This window comes from Nitrincola iocasae (genome assembly GCF_008727795.1).
GTDB classification, from domain to species: domain Bacteria; phylum Pseudomonadota; class Gammaproteobacteria; order Pseudomonadales; family Balneatricaceae; genus Nitrincola; species Nitrincola iocasae.
In genome coordinates this window covers 3,597,771-3,618,038 of sequence record NZ_CP044222.1, presented here as the reverse complement: position 1 = coordinate 3,618,038, position 20,268 = coordinate 3,597,771, and the positions used below count along the sequence as shown (strand labels likewise).

The window sequence follows — 20,268 nt, the reverse complement described above, 5'->3', positions numbered from 1 at the left end:
AGTCCTGTTGTGAAAATCCAGATAAATACCCGCAAATTGATGGCCGCTGTATTACTGTTGTTGATAACAGTGCATGTGCAAGCGCGTGAGTTAACTATTTATACGTACAGTAGTTTTACCACTAGCTGGGGTCCGGGGCCGGCTTTGAAAGAGATGTTTGAAGCCCAGTGTGATTGCGAGGTAAATTTCACCAGCAGTGATGATGGCGTATCGCTGCTGAACCGGTTGCGACTGGAAGGCGACACCACCCGGGCCGATGTTATTGTGGGTCTGGATGATCTGCTGATGCCCCAGGCGCGTCGATTAGGCATAGTGCAGGCGCATGATTTAACGCTCTCAGACTGGCCGTTACGTGAATCATTGAATTGGCAGGATAGTCATTTTATTCCGTTTGATTACGGCTATTTCGCCTTTATTTACGATAGCCGCAAGGTCAGTCAACCTGCGACCTCGTTGCAGGCGCTGATTGACAGTGACGCCAGTATTATCTATCAGGATCCGCGCACCAGTACGCCAGGTCAGGGCTTGATGCACTGGATGCAGGCTGTTTATACGGATGACGCCGCGCAGGCCTGGCAGCGCCTTGCCGAGCATACCGTGACGGTCACCAAAGGCTGGTCAGAGGCTTATGGCATGTTCTTGCAGGGTGAGGCCGATTATGTGCTGAGTTATTCTACCTCTCCGGCTTACCACCAGCTGGTAGAAGAGACGGATGCCTACCAGGCCACCCGGTTTGCAGAGGGGCATACGGCACAGATAGAAGTGGCGGCGCTGTCGGCTTATAGCCGTGAGCCTGAATTGGGACAGGCGTTTTTAGCTTTTTTGCTGAGTAAAGAGGCGCAAGCATTATTACCCCAGACCAACTGGATGCTGCCGGTGCGCAGTGATATCGATCTGCCAGCCGCTTTCACAGACGCTGAGCGTGAGGTTATCGGCTATAGCCCGGACGAAGTCGATGCGCAGCGTCGCGAATGGATCACTATCTGGCGCAACGCTGTTAGTCGTTAATATGGCTGTCGCACACTTTTCATCAGCAAGGCCATTATCACTGGCTCAGTTACCTGGCTGGTTGGCTGTCAGTCTGGTTGTGGGGATCAGCCTGTTGGCTTTTCTGGCCCTGGCAGGCTGGGGGCATGCTGCACCTTACGGATATTTATTACAGGAACGCTGGTTCTGGGAGTTGCTGCGCTTTTCACTTTGGCAGGCATTGCTGAGTGCGGTGCTTTCGACCCTGCTGGCTCTGCCCTTGGCACGTAGCCTGGCACTCGATCCCAGACTGCCGGGTAAACCCTGGTTTCTGAGCTGGTGTTTGCTGTGTTTTGTCATGCCTTCACTGATACTGATTACCGGGCTGGTGGCACTCTTCGGTCGATCAGGCTGGCTGACCCCTTGGTTGGGAGAAAGCTGGCGTTTGTATGGCCTCAATGGCATTTTGCTTGCGCATGTGTTTCTTAATCTTCCCTTCGCTATCCGTGTCTTAACCTTTCAATGGCAAAGTGTTCCGGCGAACACCTGGAAACTCTCGGCTCAATTGGGTATGACCGGGTGGCAACGTTTCAGAATGATTGAGTGGCCGGTACTTAGAGGCGTTTTGCCTGCGGTCGGTGGATTTATTTTTTTGCTCTGTTTTAACAGCTTTGCTGTCGTGTTGGCACTGGGTGGCGGGCCAGCAGCGAGCACCTTGGAAGTAGCGATCTTCCAGGCATTGAAATATGATTTTAATCCGTCAGAAGCATTGTTTCTGGCTTGGACACAGCTGCTGGTCGCCGGTAGTATTTATCTGATTTTCAGTCGCATGGGCCGGTTTCAATGGCTGGCTCCCGCGCAGGCGGGGCCCGTCTGGTTGCCTAGGCTGGGCCCTATGTTTCGCTGGTCCGGGCGGTTGGGGTATTTACTCAGTGTGTTGTTTCTTACATTGCCGATTCTGGTGTTGCTGCCGCTGGCCTGGCAGGCCGATTGGGCCTTTTTGCAGCAAACCCAATTGACCGCAGTGATCATGCGCTCACTGGTATTAGCTGTGGCCGCGGCGCTGCTGGCAGTCTGTCTGGCACTGGCGCTGCTGTCACTCTGGCGTGCCGGGCGGCGAGAGCATTTCCGCCAGTGGGTTGCGGGTGTGGCGCTCTATCCCTTGGTCGTGCCAGTGATGGTCGTATCGGTGGGACTCTATATTCTGCTGCTACCCTGGGTTGATTGGCAAGCTTATGGCTGGATCGCAGTGATTCTGATGAATGCGGTGATAGCACTTCCCTTTGCGTTTCAGCAACTGCGTCCGGCTGTATCTGATTATGATGCCAGTTATGCCCGACTCTTGGCAGATCTGAATCTGTCTCGACTTACGCACTGGCGCTGTGTGTATCTGCCCTATCTAAAACCCTTGCTACGGCGGGTGCTGGCGATCAGCTTTGTGCTGGCGCTGGGAGATATGTCGGTGTTTGCTATTTTTGGCAGTGATGACTGGCGTACCCTGCCTTGGTTAATCTATACCCTGGCTGGTGGTTATCGACTCGCCGAGGCGGCAATGGTCTCTGTTTTGTTGCTTGTTCTGGCGTTGGTGGCGTTAAGATTATTGGAGTCATCCTATGACTGATACTACAGTCGGACTGCGTTCAGTCGGGCTGCGCTCAGTCGGGCTGCGGGTGGATAGCTTGCAGCTGTCGCGTGGGCATATATCCTGGTCGCATCACTTTTCGGTCAGGCCGGGAAATCTACTGGTATTGATGGGTGAAAGCGGGGCAGGCAAAAGCTCTTTGCTGGAGTGTATTGGCGGGTTTTTGCCAGCTGATGCTGGTGAGATCTGGCTGAATAATCAGCGTATCGATCAACTGGATGCCTCGCAACGTCCGGTGTCCTCGCTGTTCCAACAATACAATCTGTTTGAACATATCAGCGTCGCAGAGAATCTTCGCTTGGGGTTTTGTCGAGCGCAGCCGAATACAATGCAGTGGCAGCAGGTCCTGCAGGCTTGTGAGCATCTGGGAGTGGCTGATTTGTTGCAGCGCCTGCCGGGTGATCTTTCCGGAGGGCAGCGTCAGCGTGTTGCTTTGATTCGGACAGTGTTACGCGACAAGCCGCTGTTGTTGCTGGATGAGCCGTTCAGTGCACTGGATGCAGTCACTCGCCAGATTGCCGGTGACTGGATTCGTACCGAGCTGAATAAAGCCAACAAAATAGCTATATTGGTCACTCACCAGCAATCAGACAGCGATGGCTGGGCCGATCAGACCTTGATGATCTGATCGGCTGTCAGGGGTTTACTTAAGTTCAACACCCATACCAAGCTCAATGCCGCCGGCATCAATGCCGATCCAGAACTCGGTTTTTTCATACACTTCAGCCAGACGTTTCAGCTCATCGGCATCGGGTGCCTGAGCGCCGGGCAGTTGACTGCCGATCTCGGCCAGGGTGGCATACAAATCGCTACTGATGTGACCATAAGTCATCAGTGAACGTGGGTCAGCTTCAACTGTCAACTCGGACTTCAGTTCGGTGGGCTTGTCCAGACCTACACCAAGCAGGATAGCTTCCTGTGACATGGCGGCATGTACAGTGGGCATGTCCGGGGGCAGGAGATCCGGCTGAATTTTCTTAATCTCACCATCAGCCTGCAGATTCAGGCTGGCGATCTGTGGGATAAACATGCTGGCTGCTGAGAGTAAACTCTGTGCATTCGGTGATGAAAAGGCAATCAGCCCGGTGCCTGTCGGCTGGCGCTGATCCGTTTCCAAGCTGTCAATACGCAGGTTGACACCATGGAGTGCCGGGCTAAGCATTGTGGTCATAGGGTGATTGGTCAGTGTACCTGATTCAGCCCAGGCTTCATTGATGCCCTGAAGTTCGGGGCAGGTAAAGGGCGTCGTATGCACATGACGGGAATATTTCTGCAGCATGCTGGTCAGCGCCTGAACATCCAGGGCCATTCCCAGGCTGGCAACGCCCTTGCCGCTTCCAAGACCGGGTACGGTGGCCGTCAGGCTGCTCATGTCGGCTGCCAGCTCAGAGCTAGTGGCAAGACGTAGACTGCCAGCAATGCGTTGGCTATCTAGCTCATGTATACCCATAACCAGGGCCGGAAAAAGGCTGGTGAGGCGGTCAATATCATCTCGGCAGGCTTCAAGGTCTGCTGGGTTGGTCTCATCCAGTTGCAACAGTGCCTGGCTGGCGGGATGCTGGGGTGAAATAAATTCACTGACTAAGCCCTTGGATGAGATGCGACCACTACCATAAGGGGAGTAATGATAGCGTTGTTCCAGATGCAGCATTTCACCACTTTCAAGCAGACTGACCAGCGGCGGTGTAATACCGAATAACTGCTCAACGACCGTTTCACCGGCCGTGGATGGAAGCAGGCCGATGATGACCTGGTCATCGCGAATAGCAATCAAGGTCTGCAGCATTTCATCAGCAGAGGTGTGCCAGTAATCCGTATCGCCCAGCGTAGCTTGTTGTAGCTCTACATTCATGTCACTGATCAGGCCTTCGAAAAAGGCACGGAACAGCTCTTCATCATGCAGCTCCATGCGCGCTGCGGGTAACAGACCAAGACCATATACGGCTGAGCGAGCATTCGGCATCAGACCGATCTGGTGATAATCTTCGAGTGTTTTCACATCTTCAAAGGCTTTCAATACAGTGATCATGATGCCCAGAAATTCCTGCATTCCCGGTTCATCAGTGGTGGCTTGCAGCTGTTCGAGTTCTGCCAGTTGGCTGTCAATCTCTTCTATCGTGCCGAGCTTTTCTATCAGTGCCATGGACTCTTCTTCAGACAGACGCTCGCGGCTGGCAAAAAAGTAAGGTGTTTCAGCCGGGATCTGGCTTAATAGCTTATCCTGTATGGCTGACGGAGCAGTATCCGTTTGCTGTTCATTGTTGTCTGGTTCATCACTGCCACAGCCACTGAGAAGTGTGGCACTGAGCAGCGCGGTTGCGGCAAGAGTAGCGAGTTTTGTGTTCATATTTGAGGTCTTCCTATGATCCCTGTCCGTCAGTTCGTATTTAAGGGGCTAAGTAAATCATCTATAAGCATATCTGGCAATCAATGTTACTAAAAAGGGGCCAGTATGAACCTCCCCTAGTTTAACTTCAAATTAAAGGGTAAAGACCCCTTTTCTACCTTTTAAGTGCTGGACAAGCTTTTTTCATTCACGGATTATGCGGGCTGATTTAGCCTAGGAGTGAGCGTGGTGCTATGACGATTTTGTTATCGATCAGTTTTAAGTTTATTTTTCTATTTGCGCCATTTTTTGTGGTGTCGATGTTTTTGTCTCTGACACGTACCGATACGCGCAAAACACGACAGTCGATTGCTAATCGGGCTGTGTTTGCGGCCTTGTGCATCAGTTTGATTCTGCTATTTTTTGGGTCTCAATTATTCGAAGTACTAGGCATTACCCTGGACTCTTTCCGAATCGGTGCCGGTGTTCTTCTATTCCTGTCTGCAGTGAGCTTGGTGCGTGATGGCGTTCGTGCCAATGCTGAGGTGCCGCAGGATGATCGTGATGATATATCGGTTGTACCGCTGGCTATTCCGACCATAGTAGGTCCGGCGTCAATTGGTGCGATTTTGGTATACGGCGCTGAGTTGCAAGGACTGGATTTAATATTTGGTGTGATTGGGTTGCTGCTGGCGCTGTTGTTTTTACTGCTGTGTCTGCATTTGTCATCCTGGTTGGAGAAAATCCTCGGACGTACTGGTTTAAATGTATTGAGTAAAATCACTGGCTTGATTTTGGCAGCGATGGCATCGCAGATTATCCTGACAGGTATTCATGGTTTTATGGCGAGTGTGAACTAAGTAATAAGGAACCTCTATGCGATTGGGTGTGTTGGGCGTAGGCGCGTTGGCTGAAGCGCTGATTCGTGGGGTGCAGCAATCTGAATATCCGTTTGAATGGTGCCTGTCACCGCGTTCGGCCGAACGGGTAGCACAGTTGCAGGCATTGTCGGGCATTTCAGTTGCAGCCGATAACCAGAAGGTTGCAGACCAGTGTGACGTACTGCTGGTGGGTGTACGCCCGCAGCAAGTGGAGCAGTTGGCTGCCTCCGTGCAGCTCACTCCGGAACATCATCTGATCTGTCTCTCTGCGGGAGTTGAGCTGCAGGTATTGCAGCAAGTGTTTAATCCGGCACGTGTTACCCGAATGACGGCAAGCATTGCGGTTGAGTATCCGGGTTCCAGTGTGTTTTTATATCCAGCCAATGATGAGTTGTCGGCAAAATTTGTGGCTGCAGGCTATGGAGTGCAAAGCTTTGCGACAGAAGTGCAATTTGAAGCTTCGATGCTGAGTGTCTGCGTCAATGCCTGGTGGCTGGAGCAGATCCAGGCTTTGGCAGAAACCTTGGTGGCAAAAACAGGGATGGCCCTACCTGAAGCGGTGGCGCTGCTGGCACGAGCACAGCAGGAATCAGCTGTCTTGCTGCAACAACGCCCTGAATCAACACCGGTTGCTCTGGCCCGGGAGATCGGCACCCCCGGCACCTTCACCGCCAGGGGCTTGGACCATTTAAAAGCAAATCAAGCCGAGCGACCCTGGGTCGAAATCCTCAGCCAGCTACTAACTGAGCTAAAACGCTCCTGAAATGCTCCCTTTTAGTTGAACAGGAAGTTGCTGATGAGTTCTTTGCCGCCTTCGGTGGCGAAGGATTCCGGGTGGAACTGGATGCCTTGAATCGGATGGTCTTTGTGGCGTACGCCCATGATTTCGAAATCACCGCCCTGGTGGATCTGGGCGTGATCTTTGAAAGCGCTAGCCGGCAGATTGCCAACGCTAGCTGTAACTTCCAGACAGCTTGGCAGGCTTTGGGGTTCAGCAATCAAGGAATGGTAACGCATGATCTCCAACTGATCCGGAATCTGACGGAACATGTCCTCGCCATTGTGATTGATCGGGCTGATTTTACCGTGCATCGGCAGGGCGGCTTTGACCACCTTGCCACCGAAGACATGCACGATACCCTGCATGCCGAGGCACACACCGAGTAGCGGGGTGGTGGGTCCGAGTTCACGAATAACAGCGGCACAAATACCGAAGTAGTGTTCATCATCCGGTGAGCCGGGGCCTGGTGAAATAATGATCCGGTCAGGGCTGAGCTCACGCACCTGTGCCAGGGTGATTTGGTCGTTGCGTTTGACCTGTATATCAAAGCTGTCCAGTTGCCCGTGAATCTGTGCCGTGGACAGAATTTCACCTATGTACTGGTACAGGTTGTAGGTGAAAGAGTCGTAGTTATCGATAATTAAAATTTTCATGCCTGCGACTCCTTTTCGCTGACCAGGAATGGCTCCAGCGCCTTGCGCGTACCGGCAAATTTGCGCCGTATCTCCTCATACTCGTCATCCGGATTAGAGTCATAGACATTGCCGCCACAGGTCTGCACATAGGCCTGATCGCCCTTGGCAAACACCGTACGAATCGGGATGGCAAAGGTGCAGTCACCATTGAAGGAGAAGTTGCCTACGGCACCGCCATAAGGGCCACGACCATCCGTTTCCAGCGCATCGATAATTTTCATCGCTTCAATTTTAGGTGCGCCGGTGAGCGTACCGGCTGGAAAATTGCTTGCCAGCGCTGAGAACATATCTTCTTTTTCAGAGATGATACCCACGATTTCACTGGAAATATGCTGTACATGGCTGAAGCGTTTGATATCCATCAGACTGCGGACTTTGACTGTGCCAAAACGAGCCACCCGACCAATGTCATTGCGGTGCAGGTCCACAATCATATTGTGTTCAGCGATCTCTTTGGGGTCATTCAACAGTACACGCGCCAGTTGGGTATCTTCCTGCGAATCCTTGCCGCGTCGGGTGGTGCCTGCCAGCGGAAAGGTCTCCATCTCACCCTGACGCAGACGGAACAACAGTTCCGGGCTGGCGCCAATCAGTTTCTGATCAGCAAATTTCAGGTAGTACATTTGCGGTGAGGGGTTCACCTCGCGCAGTTGCTGATAGATGTTTAAGGTGTCGCCTTTCAGGCCAAGGTACTTTTTGAAGCCGACCTCACACTGAAAGATTTTGCCGTCGATGATGTCCTGTTTTACTTTCATCACCGCGTCGGCATGCTCTTCGCGGGACATGGTTTCACCTGTGTAGGTGATTGCTAGTGATCCATTGTCCGGGCGGGGGGCATTGATCAGTTCTGTGACCAGGTCCATGCGGTTTTCAGCATAGTAAAAATAGATGATTTCACCGGTCATCTTGTCCAGGATCAGGCCATCTTTGTACAGGCCGAAACGAAAGGCATCAAACCAGTCGCTGGTTTTCAGCTTTAGCGTCGGTTCGAAATAGCTCATGGCGTCGTAGCCGAGGTAGCCGGTCAGTCCGCCGGCGTATTTTCGCGAAATGATGTTCTGCGGCATGATTTCGCGCAGCAGGTAATAGGGATTGTCACTTTCATAATGCTCGCACTGGCCGTCACGTGATTCGATGGTGAGCTGTCTACCATTGGCATAAATTAACTGCTCAGGGTCAAAGCCGATGATGGAATAGCGGGAAATATGGCTGTCTTCGCCCAGTGATTCCAGCATAAAGCACACATCAAAGCGCTTTTCGATTTTGCGGAACAGCTCAAAAAAATCACAGTCGGTGGCCAGGGTGACATAATGCGGTTTGCGCGGCAGCTCTATTTTTTCAGGTCTACGGGTCATGGTGAACTCTTAAAGGTCGCGTTTCAGGGCACGTGCGCCGCGGGATACAGTAGCGATACCCACACCCAGGTCTTCGGCGATCCGACGCTGGGGTTCGCCCGCCTGCAAGCGTTTGAGAATCTGCAGACGTTTGGGGATTTCACTCAGCTCGGCTGGCGTCAGCAGGCTTTGCAGCAGCAACAATAGCGCCTCGCGATCTTCAGCGGCCAGCAGCGTGTCGAGCAATTCTTGAGTATGGGGATCGAGTGTATTCATGTACTAGTACGGTATCATGTTTGAACTTGAAGTCAACCCTCCAGCGAACAGGTCTATTTGGCAAACACTTGGTTCATGTCCTTGAAAGCCTTGAACTCCAGGGCGTTGCCGCAGGGGTCAAGCAGAAACATGGTGGCTTGTTCACCCACCTGTCCTTTAAAGCGGATATAGGGCTCTATGACAAACTGAATACCATGGGATTTCAGTCGTTCCGCCAGGGCTTGCCATTGTGACCATTCCAGGATGATACCAAAGTGCGGTACCGGGACGTCATGGCCATCGACTGGATTGGTATGAGCGTCTGTTTGTGCGTCTGTTCTCGGCTGCTCATGGATCACCAACTGGTGACCATAGAAATTGAAATCAACCCACTGCTCGCTGGAGCGACCTTCTTCAAGACCAAAAACCTCGCCGTAAAAACGCCGTGCTGAAGGTAAATCATAAACAGGAATTGCCAAATGAAAGGGTGATAAGCTCATCGTTACACTCCGGTTGATCTGTTAGGTAAGGATTCAATCGGTTTCAGTATAACTGACGATAACGCTGATGCAGAATGGCGACGCGTTCGGTATAGGCCTGGGTCTCGGCAAAGGGAGGAATGCCGCCATATTGCTGTACAGCACCGGGGCCTGCATTGTACGCAGCGGTAGCCAGGCGAGTATCACCATTAAAGCGTTCCAGCATCCAGGACAGATATTTTACTCCGCCATAAATGTTCTGGCTGATATCCATGGCGTTGGTGACACCCAGGTCAGCCGCTGTGGGCGGCATCAGTTGCATTAGCCCTTGAGCACCTTTGGGAGAGCGGGCTTGGGGGTTGAAGGCAGACTCTGCATGAATGACAGCACGAACTAATGCCGGATCGACGTTGAAACGTTGAGCCTCACGTTCAATTTCATCTTTATATTGACTGGCAAAGAGTCGGGTGTTGTGCCAGTTAATTGTTGATCCGGGCTGACAGGCATAGCAGTCAAAGCGCAGGGTTTCATAACGGATACCCGAGGCAGGGCGCTGATCGGAGAATGCCATCGTACCGCCGGGAGTGCGATAGCTGTAAATTGTCTGGATGGACGTGGTCGGGGTTGCATTGTTGGCAGGAGTACTGCCAACATTGGTGAACTCCACTCGGCCATCCGGGTGGACAATACGGCGAATACCCGAGTCGGCCTGGCTCAGGCTAGACTGCATCAAGCTGACAATCAGACCAGCTAAAAGCAGGGAGAGCGGTGCTCGCATAGGGTTTTACCAGAGTATCGAATTGCCTCTATTATGGCACAGCTTTGCCATGGTCGTTAAGTCCTGTCATTTAACGTGGCATTACCCGCACGCTGTTGAGAGATTCCAGTGGCTCTGGCCGTGACAGGTAAAATCCTTGAACATAATCCACACCGATCTGACGCAGGATATTCAACGTGGCGGCATCTTCAACAAATTCAGCAATGGTCTTCAGCCCCATAATATGGCCAATATTGTTAATCGAGGCCACCATAGCCTGGTCAATCCGGTTATTGGCTAGCTCTTGAATAAATATGCCGTCTATTTTCAAGTAGTCGACCGGCAACTGTTTTAGATAGCCAAATGAAGACAGGCCGCTACCAAAATCATCCAGGGCAAACTGGCAGCCTAAGCGTTTCAGTTCGGCAATAAAACGACCGGCATTGGCTGGATCAGCAATGGCTGCAGTTTCTGTGATTTCAAAACAGATGTTATGTGCGGGGACCTGATGTTTTTCTAGTTGTTCTCTAATCACCTTGAGACAGTCTTCACGACCGATGGAGGCACCCGACAGGTTTATGGAACAAAAAACCGGCTGCTTATTCTGGCGCAGTTGATCACCCATCCAGGCCAGAGTGTTGCGGATCACCCATTTATCGATTTTTGGCATCAGTCCAAAACGCTCTGCCGCCGGGATAAAGGCGCCGGGTGGAATGAGCTCCCCTTGTTGGCTGATCATCCGCGCCAGAATTTCATAATGTGGCATCAGGTTGTTGCTGTTTTCCAGCGGGACAATGGTTTGAAAATAGAGCCGGAAAAGGTCTTTATCTAGCGCTTCCTGCAAGCGGCTTGCCCATTGAATCTGCCCCTGGCGCTCTTGTGCCTGTTTGTCATCCGGTTGGAATAGACATACCCGGTTTCGCCCTAGATCCTTGGCGGTATAGCAGGCCGCATCGGCATGGCTGAGCACTTCATCCAGGCTACCGCAGTCCTCTGTAATGCTGACCAGGCCAATGCTGACGCCAACCGAGAATACTTGTCCTTCCCAGGAAAAACGAAATGCCGTCACGGTTTTACGTAATGCTTCGGCAATTTCCAGTCCTTTCTCAATTGGGCAGTGGCTGAGCAGTACGCCGAATTCATCACCGCCCAGTCGTGCCAGAGTATCGCTCTGGCGTAGCACCGGTTTGAGCAGGTTTGAGAGTTGTTTTAACAATACATCACCGGCTCTATGGCCACAGGTATCATTCACCAATTTGAACTGGTCCAGATCCAGATAACATAGCAGATGATCGGCTTTATCCTGGTGGGCTTCGTAGATCAGTGATTCTAAGCGCTTCTCAAACTCACGTCGGTTGATCAGTCCGGTGAGGGTGTCGTGCACAGCCTGAAAGGTCAGCAGTTGCTGGAGTCGGTTATTTTGGGTGATATCCTGTAGTGCAATCACCCAGCCCATGCTTTGGCGATTCGTATCAAGCAGTGGAGCGCAGTTTAGCTGTACTTCAAACTCATCACCTTGTTTATTCTTTAGCTTAAAGAGGCGTTTGTGATCAGCTGCATCCCTTCTTTCTGATTGTTCCAGACAAAGTGTTGATACTTTTATTTGGGCTGTGTCAGAGTCTTCGATCAGAATGATGTCATCTATGGGTAGTCCGAATACCTGTTCTGCTGTGTATCCCAGAAGTTCACTGGCCATAGGGTTAAGGTAGACGGTGTTATAGGCCGCATCGCAAGTGACAACGGCTTCAGTAATCGCTTCCAGGGTAACCTGAGCCAGCTCGGAATGTCGGTGCAGACGGGCTTCCATTTTTTTTCGCTCACTGATATCCCTAAGCATGGCGCTGTATTGCACCCCTTCATCGGTTGGGCTGGCGGTCGTGGTGACTTCCAGGGTGAAGGCGCTACCCTGACTGTCTTTAGCAATGATTTCATAGGGTCCAGGTTGTTGACTACTTGCCAGGGTGACAAATAAACGTTCCGGTGGTGTGGCCGAAAAAGTTTGTTGGTTATTTTCGTGAAGTAACATATCAGTAGGCTGACCCACCAATTGGTGGGTGGGGCGGTTGAACAGAATTTCGGTACCTGGGTTGGCGCTGGTGATAATGCCCTGGTCGGAAAAGGTGATAACTCCGTCACGCATATCACGCACAATCAACCGGGTGCGGGTAACCATACGGTTTAAGTTTGCAATAACCCGATTGTACTGTAACGCAATCTGGCCAACTTCAGTAAAGGGTTCAACTGGCACCCGTTGTTTCAAATCACCGCTGCGCTCTTGGGTTTGCATAGCTGAAAGTAGATCACCTAGTTCCGTTTTAGCACCATGTTCAGAGACATTCAGACCCATTTGTTCGGCTTCGGCACTGACTCGCAACGGAATGAAGCGATTTAGCAGTACCAGTAACGTCATCGACAATGGGAAAATAAACAGCGCGCAAGCGAATATACCCAGCAGTTGTACCTGCAATTGTTCTGCACGGCCTAAGCCTGTATCAAGCAGTTGCAGATCGCCGAACAGGGCGACTGCCAATGTGCCCCAGATGCCTGCGGCCAGGTGTACGGGCACGGCCGAAATAGCATCATCCAGTTGCAGTCGGTGCATCTGTTTTTCAGCCAGAAACATACATAGCGCGCCCAGACTACCAATTATTGCCGCTTGCGGTGTTGACACGACATGGCAACCGGCTGTGATAGCGACTAGTCCGGCCAGGGTGCCGTTAATGGTGAGCGAAGTGGTTTGGCTATTATCCTGTTGAGTCAGTGACAGCAGAATAGCAGTGATGCCCCCAGCCGCGGCTGCAATAATGGTATTGACGATGATGCCAGCAATAGCCGTGGTGAAGGCCAGCGTGCTGCCACCATTGAAGCCTATCCAGCCAATCATAAAGAACAGCATGCCGAGAATAGCCAGGGGTAGGTTGCTGCCAGGAATAGACTGTACTTTGCCTCGATAGAAGCGCCCGGTACGTGGGCCGATGACGATTACAGCTGCCAAGGCTACCCAGCCGCCAACACTGTGCACCACGGTGCTGCCAGCAAAATCGGTGAATCCCATGGCTTCCAGCCAGCCAGGATGCTCATTGACGGCACTGCTCCAGGCCCAGTGACCAAACACTGGATAGAGCAGCAGGCTGATGATGGCGGTGATAATAATGTATACCAGAAAACGACTGCGTTCGGCGATGGCTCCGGAAACAATCGTGGCAGCGGTGGCACAAAAGGTCAGTTGGAAAAAGAAAAAACTGGCGTGCCAGAATTCATCTCTGGAAAAGTCGGCAATAAACCAGTGGGTGTCGAGTTTAAGGCCCTCATGAGCACCGAACATGATACCGAAACCGAACAGCCAGAAAAGTAGTGCTGCCACGATTAGATCGAACGCATTTTTGAGCGCTACATTAATGGCATTTTTACTGCGGGTCAGGCCAGATTCCAGGCAAAGGAATCCACCCTGCATAATCAGGACCAGCATGGCAGCTATTAATAACCACAATGAATCCAGTGCACTTATATCTGGCATTGGCAGTCTCCGGTGATAATGTCTGCACTCTATCGGTGCGAAAGATGTGCTGTTGCTGGCTAAGCTAGTGCTAACTCTCGTTGTGCAGAGTGTCGTTAGCTAATAGCCAGCAGAAATTGTGCCAGTTCATCGAAGAATAATTAAAACAAAAGTTTAGATGGGGAGGAGTTGTCATAACTAAAACGCAAATAGAGTGTATATAAATTGAAGGCTGGCTTTAAACGATGAGGGTGATTGGTGGTTTTGAGTGCCCTGTCTTAGTTCAAAGGTTCATAAACCCAGCTGTGAATTAGTCGGTAAAGCTTTTTGCGGCAAAGCCGTGCGCCCTCGCCATCCATACAACGAATAGTGCAGCTACCAGCAATATGAGTAAAGCTGGTGAGAATGAGCTGACTCCAAGCTGTTCAAGCAATACACCACCGACGATGCCACCACCTGCGATAGCCAGGTTCCAGGCGGTAACCAGCATAGACTGAGCAACATCGGCGGCCACTCCGGCCGCCTTAGCGAGGCCCGTTTGAAACAAGGTTGCCGCGCCACCAAATGCAAGCCCCCAGGCAGCTACTGCGCAATAAACTGCCACCGGCACGTTGCCAGCAAGGCCCAGTACCAGTGCAGCCAAAGCAAACAGCGCTATGCTGGCAAGTGTCAGAGTACGCAAATGTCGATCAATTAACACACCAATCACCCAAATTCCAAGCAGCGCGGTCATTCCAAATACCAGCAGAACCAGATCGGTTCGCTCTGCCATGCTTGCGGCCGACAAGAACGGGGCGATATAGGTGTAAAGAATGTTATGTGCGAGCACAAAGGCCAGCACCACAAACAGCACCGGGCGAATACCCGGCAGTGTAAATACCTGTCCAATTGACAGTCGTTTACCGGTGGCTTGCCCTGCAAAGTCCGGTATCTTCAGCCTAACCCATACAATCAGCATCAGTGCTAACAGACTCATAATTCCGAAACAGACACGCCATCCGAACAAATTACCGAGCAGGGTACCCGCTGGGATCCCTAAAGAAAGCGCTAGCGGTGTACCGACCATCGCTATCGCGATAGCACGCCCCTTAAGATGCTCAGGCACCATGCGGCTGGCGTAACCTGCGAGTAAGGCCCACAATAAACCTGCCGCCACACCTGCCAGAAAGCGAGCCACCAGGGTTAAGGAGTAACTGGTGGAAAACGTTGTCACTGTATTGGCGACAGCAAAGCCGACTATGGCCGCCAGCAACAAAGGCCTGCGCCGTACACCTTGTGTGATTGTCATCAGTGGAATAGCCGCCAGCAGAGAGCCAATGGCATAAACAGTTACAAGCTGACCGGCAAGCGCTTCTGAAACACCCAATTCTGAGCCTATTTGTGGCAAAAGGCCTGCGGGTAAAGCCTCGGTCAGGATGGTAACAAAACCAGCTAAGGCCAGCGCCAGCAGTGCGGCCAGTGGCAGTCGATCTGATGTCGTGGGGTTCATCGCTGCACCACCTGATAACTGGTTGGGCGGCGTAGCCTTCAGCTGCTGAAATGGAAGCTTTGTCACGGTAAATTCCTTGATTAAATGGCTGTGCCCAGATCATATAAAGCCTTCGATTAAAGAAAAAGTAGGGTATATTTCCGTTATATGCGGATCTTTTTGTCCGTAATTGTGGAAATAAAACGGAGGTAACATGGATAGCTTGAATGGTTTTATGGTGTTTGTGCAGGTCGCCGAGCAGCGCAGCTTCGTTGGTGCTGGTCGCGAACTTGGTGTGTCGGCCTCTGCCGTAGGTAAGAGCGTGGTACGGCTGGAAGAAAAACTGGGCGTACGTCTGTTTAACCGCAGCACCCGCAGTGTCACGTTAACAGCCGAAGGTTTGTTGTTTCTGGAACGTTGCCGCCGCATTCTGGCTGAGATTGAAGCCGCACAACTGGAATTATCGCAAGCCACAGGTGCACCGCGCGGACGCCTGCGCGTAAGCCTGCCGCTGGTCAGCTCGTTGGTGTTGCCTGTGCTCGGTGAATTTATGCGTGAATATCCGGAAATTGAACTGGATCTGGATTTCAGCGACCGTATGGTGGACGTGATTAAAGAAGGCTTCGATGCCGTAGTGCGCACCGGCGAGCCGCAGGATTCGCGCTTGTCAGCCCGTCGTTTGGGCAACTTTCAGATGAGGCTAGTTGCCTCACCTGATTACCTGGCACTCAGAGGTACGCCGAAAATGCCGGCCGACTTGCTACAGCACAGTTGTCTGCACTATCGTTTTCCCAACAGTGGTAAACTGGAAACTTGGGCGCTGCAACAGCCACCAGATGAACCCAAATTGCAACTTCCCACTTCAATGATTTGCAACAATATTGAGACGCGTGTGTGTTTTGCGCTACGGGGACTTGGCGTCGCCTACCTGCCGGACTTTTCTATACGTGAACCGCTAGCTGATGGAAGGCTGCAACCCATTCTGGCCGACTATGTACAGCACAGCGGTTCCTTCCATATTCTCTGGCCAGCAAGTAAGCATCCATCGCCCAAAGTGCGTGCCTTGGTAGATTTTCTTTGCGCAAGGGTGTTCCCAGCGGATGAAGCCAAGTGATAAAGGGGTATGCTGCTATGGTCGAGTACACCTGTTCTCGCCAGAACATTATTACCCCTAATCCTCCAGTCGCACCCTGAATCGCTGGTTTCCTATCACAAGATCATTCCAGCGTGTGGGCACAACCTCAATGTCTCCGGCTAATGACTCCTGGTCAACGCTTTGAGAGGTTCCAATGTACAGTGACGTCCATTGTCCACCTTGCTGGAAAAAAAGTTGTATTTCTGTGTGTTCTTGCCGTTTTTTAATCCACAAATACTCCTGGTTGCCATCCAGGTCGAGATCCAGAGCGCGTAAATAATATTGCCGGGTTTGCTGAATGCTCCAGAATTGGTTTACTTCCTGGTTATAAATCGCGGTCAGCAGCGCCTCGGGTGGGTTGTCAGATAGCAGGGTGATGGCGGCAATAAATTCATCTCGGGTAGAGCTGGCTTGTTCTTGGTTTCTGTCGCTGTACAGGGCATTGATCCTAACCACTAAGCCTGGATGGGCCTCACCATATTGTGCTTTGAGCGTTTGTAATCCTTCGTACCCTGGCCGAGCCAGGTGGCGACGAAAATAGTTGAGATCGAAGTCATCACCCTTGATCTTGTTGTCGGCCAAGCGTTGCAGTTGGTCTGCCACTGTCATTTTTCTGAAATCCAGCATTGGCGAGTTGACGATAAGCATGGCCATTAGTACCACCAGACCTATGGCAAGGTTAGTGCGACCGAGTTGGAGTGTCCAACGATCCCGATATTTCGCTATGCCCCACCAGTAGCCCAGCGGAAACAGTGCCAGTAAAAACCAGATCAGAAAAGCCCAGTAACGACTGAGGCTCCAGCCATACTGGTCGATACGCAGGCTCAGGCCGTAGCAGCTAATCAGACTGTATATAGGCAGTACAGCAACGCCAATATAAATAAAACGGTGCAACCACAAGGGGTAGGGCCAGGTGTCCGAGTCATGCTGATAAACAGCATTGACGAAAAACAGCATCAGTGCCTGCATCCATAAAATCAGACTGCTGCCTCCGCTCTCCCATAAGGGATCTAAGCCGGTAAAAGGTAGGGCACTGAGAAATAGCAGCGAGACCAGCGACAGCACTGCCAGTAGAAATTTCATCAATGCCTGCTGTAGCCGGGTAATGGTATCAATAATGCGAGTCAGGTTGCGGAAGATGATAATGCCGAAACCGTTGGCTAGGGCGATGGCGGGATAATAAAACCAGCGCTCCTCAAACAGGTCACTGAAAAAGTCGATATTAATGGCTTCAAACAGAGCGCCCCACAACATCAGCACCAGCCAGAAGCTACCGGCAAACAGCAGTGCCAAGGACAGGGTGAGAAAGTTGCGCCAGGACCAGATAAACAGCGCGCTGTAGGTGACTTTCTCACCACTCGCCCACTGTTGGCTGTACATCAGGGCCTTAAACGTGGCGATGGTCATGGTAAACACAAAGCTGTACAGCAGTGCATTAAAACGTATATGTTCGATGGGGGTGACTTGATGGCCGATATAATAGCCCAGCAGCCCGCTCAGTAGTGCAAAAGGCAGCGTGAGCTTTACTATGGCACGGCCGTTATTGTGATTCAGACCGAGTAACAACATCGTCGGCCAGATAAACACCAGGCTATAGAACGCAAATAACCATTGTGGCTGCTGGTGTGGCCAGTAGTGTAGTTCGATGGCCTGATGCAGGTAGAGTAAACCCAGGCCCTGTAAAAGTGAGATTAGAGCCATCAGTTTGACAGGTAGTTGCTTGGGTTTATCCGCTTGATTCCATTCGGTCATCGAGATCATTGTCCTTATTATCTCTCCGCACATCTGCGGGAGTGAGTTTAGATACGTCTGGCGCGAAACGTACGCCCTTTAATTTTTCCCAACTTTAACTGTTCCAGTGCATCCGCCGCTATACGGCGATGCACGGCCACATAGCAGGCATGATCGGTGATGTCGATTTTGCCAATCTGCTTAGCGTCTATGCCACCGGCACGTGTCAGAGCACCGAGAATATCACCGGCCCGCAGTTTATCCTTGCGTCCGCCGGCAATGCAAAGCGTGGTCATCTCAGCCGGTGCTGGATTGCGATCGGGTGTAGCTGTTGGCAGGTTATCTATCGCTATGATGGGCTGGGACTGCAGGGCTTCGATACGCTGTAATCGGTGCTTATCGCGTTCACCACACAGGCAGATAGCAATACCCTTGCGACCGGCACGTCCGGTGCGGCCTACCCGATGAGTATAAACGGCTGGGTCCTGAGGCAGGTCGGCATTGATCACCAGATCCACTGCATCGATATCCAGTCCGCGCGCAGCAACATCAGTAGCCAGCAGGTAGCGGCTACTGCCATTGCTGAAGCGGATCAATACCTGGTCGCGTTCACGTTGTTCCAGGTCGCCGTGCAGAGACAAGGACTTTAGGTCATAGTCTCGCAGGGCGTTGGCCATGTCGTTGCAGCCTTGTTTGGTGTTACAGAAAATAATTGCCGCTTCCGGGGCAAAGTGCTGTAACACGGCCGCTACGGCAGCGGCTTTGTGTTTGCTGTCACAGTACCAGACCTTCTGCTCGATAGTGGAGTCATCGTGCTGGGTGTCAATGCTGACTCTGACGGGGTCATATTGATAGGCGGCACTGATGGATTCGATCTGTTCCGGGTAGGTGGCCGAAAATAGCAGGGTCTGGCGTTTTGCGGGTGTGGCGCCAATAATAAAACGGATATCCTCTTCAAAGCCCATGTCGAGCATGCGGTCGGCTTCATCCAGCACTAGCATGCTGAGGCGATCCAGTTTGAGTGTTTCCTTGCGCAGGTGATCGCGCAGACGTCCCGGAGTCCCCACAACGATATGCGCGCCATGTTCCAGCGAGCCGATTTGTGGACCGATAGGTTGGCCGCCACACAGGGTAATGATTTTGATATTGTCGAGATAGCGTGCCAATTTGCGCAGTTCGCCCGCCACCTGTCCAGCCAGCTCACGGGTAGGGCAGAGCACCAGTCCTTGTACCGCAAACAGACGAGGATTAAGCGTTTCCAGCATACCGATACCAAACGCCGCGGTTTTACCGCTGCCGGTCTGTGCCTGGGCGATCAGGTCACGACCCGACAGTACCAGGGGCAGGCTCTGTTGCTGAATCGGCGTCATCTGTTCATAACCCATCTGGGCGAGATTGGTCAGGGCGGCGGCTGGGAGGTTTAGGTTGCTGAACAGAGAGGTCGTCACGGGTCATCCACAGATCAAAAAGAAAAACGCATTATACCATGGCTTGCCGTAGATGGGTTTGACAAGTTATACAACTGCCGCTAATCTGCGCAAACTCTTGGGGGAGTAATCGCCCGACTCAGGTCGGGGTATCAGCCAACATACTTGAGCCTCATGCTCATGGTTGATACACCCTCTGCATCCAAATCTACTGCAGAGCGGCTGATGAGACCTAAGGTATAGAAGCACAGACCGGGGTGGGATGTGTGGCTATGCCTTTGGTTTTTAACAGTCCTGCCCCGGAACACTTCAATGGATGCATTCTTCCTGTCAACACTGGCGGTGACTATCGCTGAAATGGGCGATAAGACCCAGCTTTTATCTTTGTTATTGGTTGCTAAATTTCGTCGTCCCTGGGCGATTATTTTTGGTGTGACCTTGGCTACATTACTGAACCATGGACTTACCGCTGGCCTGGGTGACTGGTTGGGTGGTTATCTGTCGGGTGATCTGTTTCAGTGGCTGCTGTCACTGAGTTTTTTGGCAATGGCGATCTGGGTGTTGATCCCGGATAGTGATGATGACCTGAATGGTCGTTTGGTGAAATACGGTGCTTTTGTCACCACGCTGGTGCTGTTTTCTCTGGCTGAAATCGGTGATAAAACCCAAGTGGCTACACTGATGCTGGCAGTTAAGTTTGAATCGCTGCTGTTGGTCACTCTGGGCACGACGCTGGGCATGTTGCTGGCCAATGTGCCGGTTATTTTTGCCGGCGAGTGGGTGCTTAAACGCATCAATATGAATATGTTCCGTATTGCAGCGGCGGTGTTATTTGCTGGCTTCGGCTTATGGGGGCTAGGGGATCTGCTAATATAGATTGTTTATAGTTCTTATA

The 20,268-nt window shown here is 51.8% G+C and carries 17 protein-coding genes; 7 read left to right on the top strand and 10 right to left on the bottom strand.

What is annotated here, in order from left to right; genetic code table 11:
- The first annotated feature begins 9 nt into the window (after positions 1–9).
- Genes thiB through F5I99_RS16665 form a run of 3 tightly spaced genes read left to right on the top strand, consistent with a single transcriptional unit; the run spans position 10 to position 3,236 of the window.
- The gene (gene thiB, locus F5I99_RS16675; RefSeq protein WP_225307452.1) at positions 10–1,008 is read left to right on the top strand and encodes a thiamine ABC transporter substrate binding subunit; all 999 of its coding nucleotides are present in this window, start codon (positions 10–12) and stop codon (positions 1,006–1,008) included.
- The gene (locus F5I99_RS16670; RefSeq protein ID WP_151057965.1) at positions 956–2,587 is read left to right on the top strand and encodes an ABC transporter permease family protein; all 1,632 of its coding nucleotides are present in this window, start codon (positions 956–958) and stop codon (positions 2,585–2,587) included. Before thiB ends, F5I99_RS16670 begins: the two co-directional genes overlap by 53 nt.
- Positions 2,580–3,236: an ATP-binding cassette domain-containing protein gene (locus F5I99_RS16665; protein WP_151057963.1), complete on the top strand. Its 657-nt coding sequence runs from the start codon at positions 2,580–2,582 to the stop codon at positions 3,234–3,236. The genes F5I99_RS16670 and F5I99_RS16665 overlap by 8 nt, the downstream gene beginning before the upstream one ends.
- A 15-nt stretch (positions 3,237–3,251) precedes the next feature.
- On the opposite strand, the gene F5I99_RS16660 is transcribed toward F5I99_RS16665, so the two are convergent.
- Positions 3,252–4,955: a hypothetical protein gene (locus tag F5I99_RS16660; RefSeq protein WP_151057961.1), complete on the bottom strand. Its 1,704-nt coding sequence runs from the start codon at positions 4,953–4,955 to the stop codon at positions 3,252–3,254.
- Positions 4,956–5,188: 233 nt separating this feature from the next.
- On the opposite strand from F5I99_RS16660, the gene F5I99_RS16655 reads away from it, so the two are divergent.
- Positions 5,189–5,794 (top strand): MarC family protein, encoded by a 606-nt coding sequence (locus F5I99_RS16655; protein ID WP_151057959.1) that lies wholly within the window; start codon positions 5,189–5,191, stop codon positions 5,792–5,794.
- Between the two features lie 16 nt (positions 5,795–5,810).
- Complete coding sequence (locus tag F5I99_RS16650) at positions 5,811–6,578, top strand: pyrroline-5-carboxylate reductase family protein (protein WP_151057957.1); 768 nt, start codon at positions 5,811–5,813, stop codon at positions 6,576–6,578.
- An 11-nt stretch (positions 6,579–6,589) separates the two neighbouring features.
- Here the strand turns inward: F5I99_RS16650 and F5I99_RS16645 are convergent, their stop codons facing one another.
- The 7 genes from F5I99_RS16645 to F5I99_RS16615 all read right to left on the bottom strand — a co-directional run bounded on the left by F5I99_RS16645 (position 6,590) and on the right by F5I99_RS16615 (position 15,167).
- Positions 6,590–7,249, bottom strand: a complete 660-nt coding sequence (locus F5I99_RS16645) for an anthranilate synthase component II (protein WP_151057955.1) — start codon at positions 7,247–7,249, stop codon at positions 6,590–6,592.
- Complete coding sequence (locus F5I99_RS16640; protein ID WP_151057953.1) at positions 7,246–8,646, bottom strand: anthranilate synthase component I family protein; 1,401 nt, start codon at positions 8,644–8,646, stop codon at positions 7,246–7,248. Before F5I99_RS16640 ends, F5I99_RS16645 begins: the two co-directional genes overlap by 4 nt.
- Before the next feature lie 9 nt (positions 8,647–8,655).
- Entirely contained in the window at positions 8,656–8,901 is a 246-nt protein-coding gene (locus F5I99_RS16635; RefSeq protein WP_151057952.1) for a Trp family transcriptional regulator, read from the bottom strand.
- Positions 8,902–8,954: 53 nt separating this feature from the next.
- A complete protein-coding gene (locus F5I99_RS16630; protein WP_151057950.1) occupies positions 8,955–9,380 on the bottom strand; it encodes a VOC family protein in 426 nt (141 codons plus the stop codon).
- A 43-nt stretch (positions 9,381–9,423) separates the two neighbouring features.
- Positions 9,424–10,137 (bottom strand): lytic transglycosylase domain-containing protein, encoded by a 714-nt coding sequence (locus F5I99_RS19910; RefSeq protein WP_151057948.1) that lies wholly within the window; start codon positions 10,135–10,137, stop codon positions 9,424–9,426.
- A gap of 70 nt (positions 10,138–10,207) precedes the next feature.
- Complete coding sequence (gene amt, locus F5I99_RS16620) at positions 10,208–13,633, bottom strand: ammonium transporter (protein WP_151057946.1); 3,426 nt, start codon at positions 13,631–13,633, stop codon at positions 10,208–10,210.
- Between the two features lie 289 nt (positions 13,634–13,922).
- A complete protein-coding gene (locus tag F5I99_RS16615) occupies positions 13,923–15,167 on the bottom strand; it encodes an MFS transporter (protein WP_225307451.1) in 1,245 nt (414 codons plus the stop codon).
- A 127-nt stretch (positions 15,168–15,294) separates the two neighbouring features.
- Between F5I99_RS16615 and F5I99_RS16610 the strand changes: the two genes are divergently transcribed.
- Entirely contained in the window at positions 15,295–16,194 is a 900-nt protein-coding gene (locus F5I99_RS16610) for a LysR family transcriptional regulator (RefSeq protein WP_151057943.1), read from the top strand.
- A gap of 57 nt (positions 16,195–16,251) precedes the next feature.
- Here F5I99_RS16610 and F5I99_RS16605 read toward each other — a convergent pair whose 3' ends face one another.
- Together F5I99_RS16605 and dbpA are read right to left on the bottom strand one after the other, a co-directional pair.
- Complete coding sequence (locus F5I99_RS16605) at positions 16,252–17,967, bottom strand: DUF4153 domain-containing protein (RefSeq protein WP_191905880.1); 1,716 nt, start codon at positions 17,965–17,967, stop codon at positions 16,252–16,254.
- Positions 17,968–18,014: 47 nt separating this feature from the next.
- The gene (gene dbpA, locus F5I99_RS16600) at positions 18,015–19,394 is read right to left on the bottom strand and encodes an ATP-dependent RNA helicase DbpA (RefSeq protein ID WP_151057939.1); all 1,380 of its coding nucleotides are present in this window, start codon (positions 19,392–19,394) and stop codon (positions 18,015–18,017) included.
- 291 nt (positions 19,395–19,685) lie between these two features.
- Between dbpA and F5I99_RS16595 the strand changes: the two genes are divergently transcribed.
- On the top strand, positions 19,686–20,249 hold the full coding sequence (locus F5I99_RS16595) for a TMEM165/GDT1 family protein (protein ID WP_151057937.1): 564 nt from the start codon (positions 19,686–19,688) through the stop codon (positions 20,247–20,249).
- Positions 20,250–20,268 lie beyond the last annotated feature (19 nt).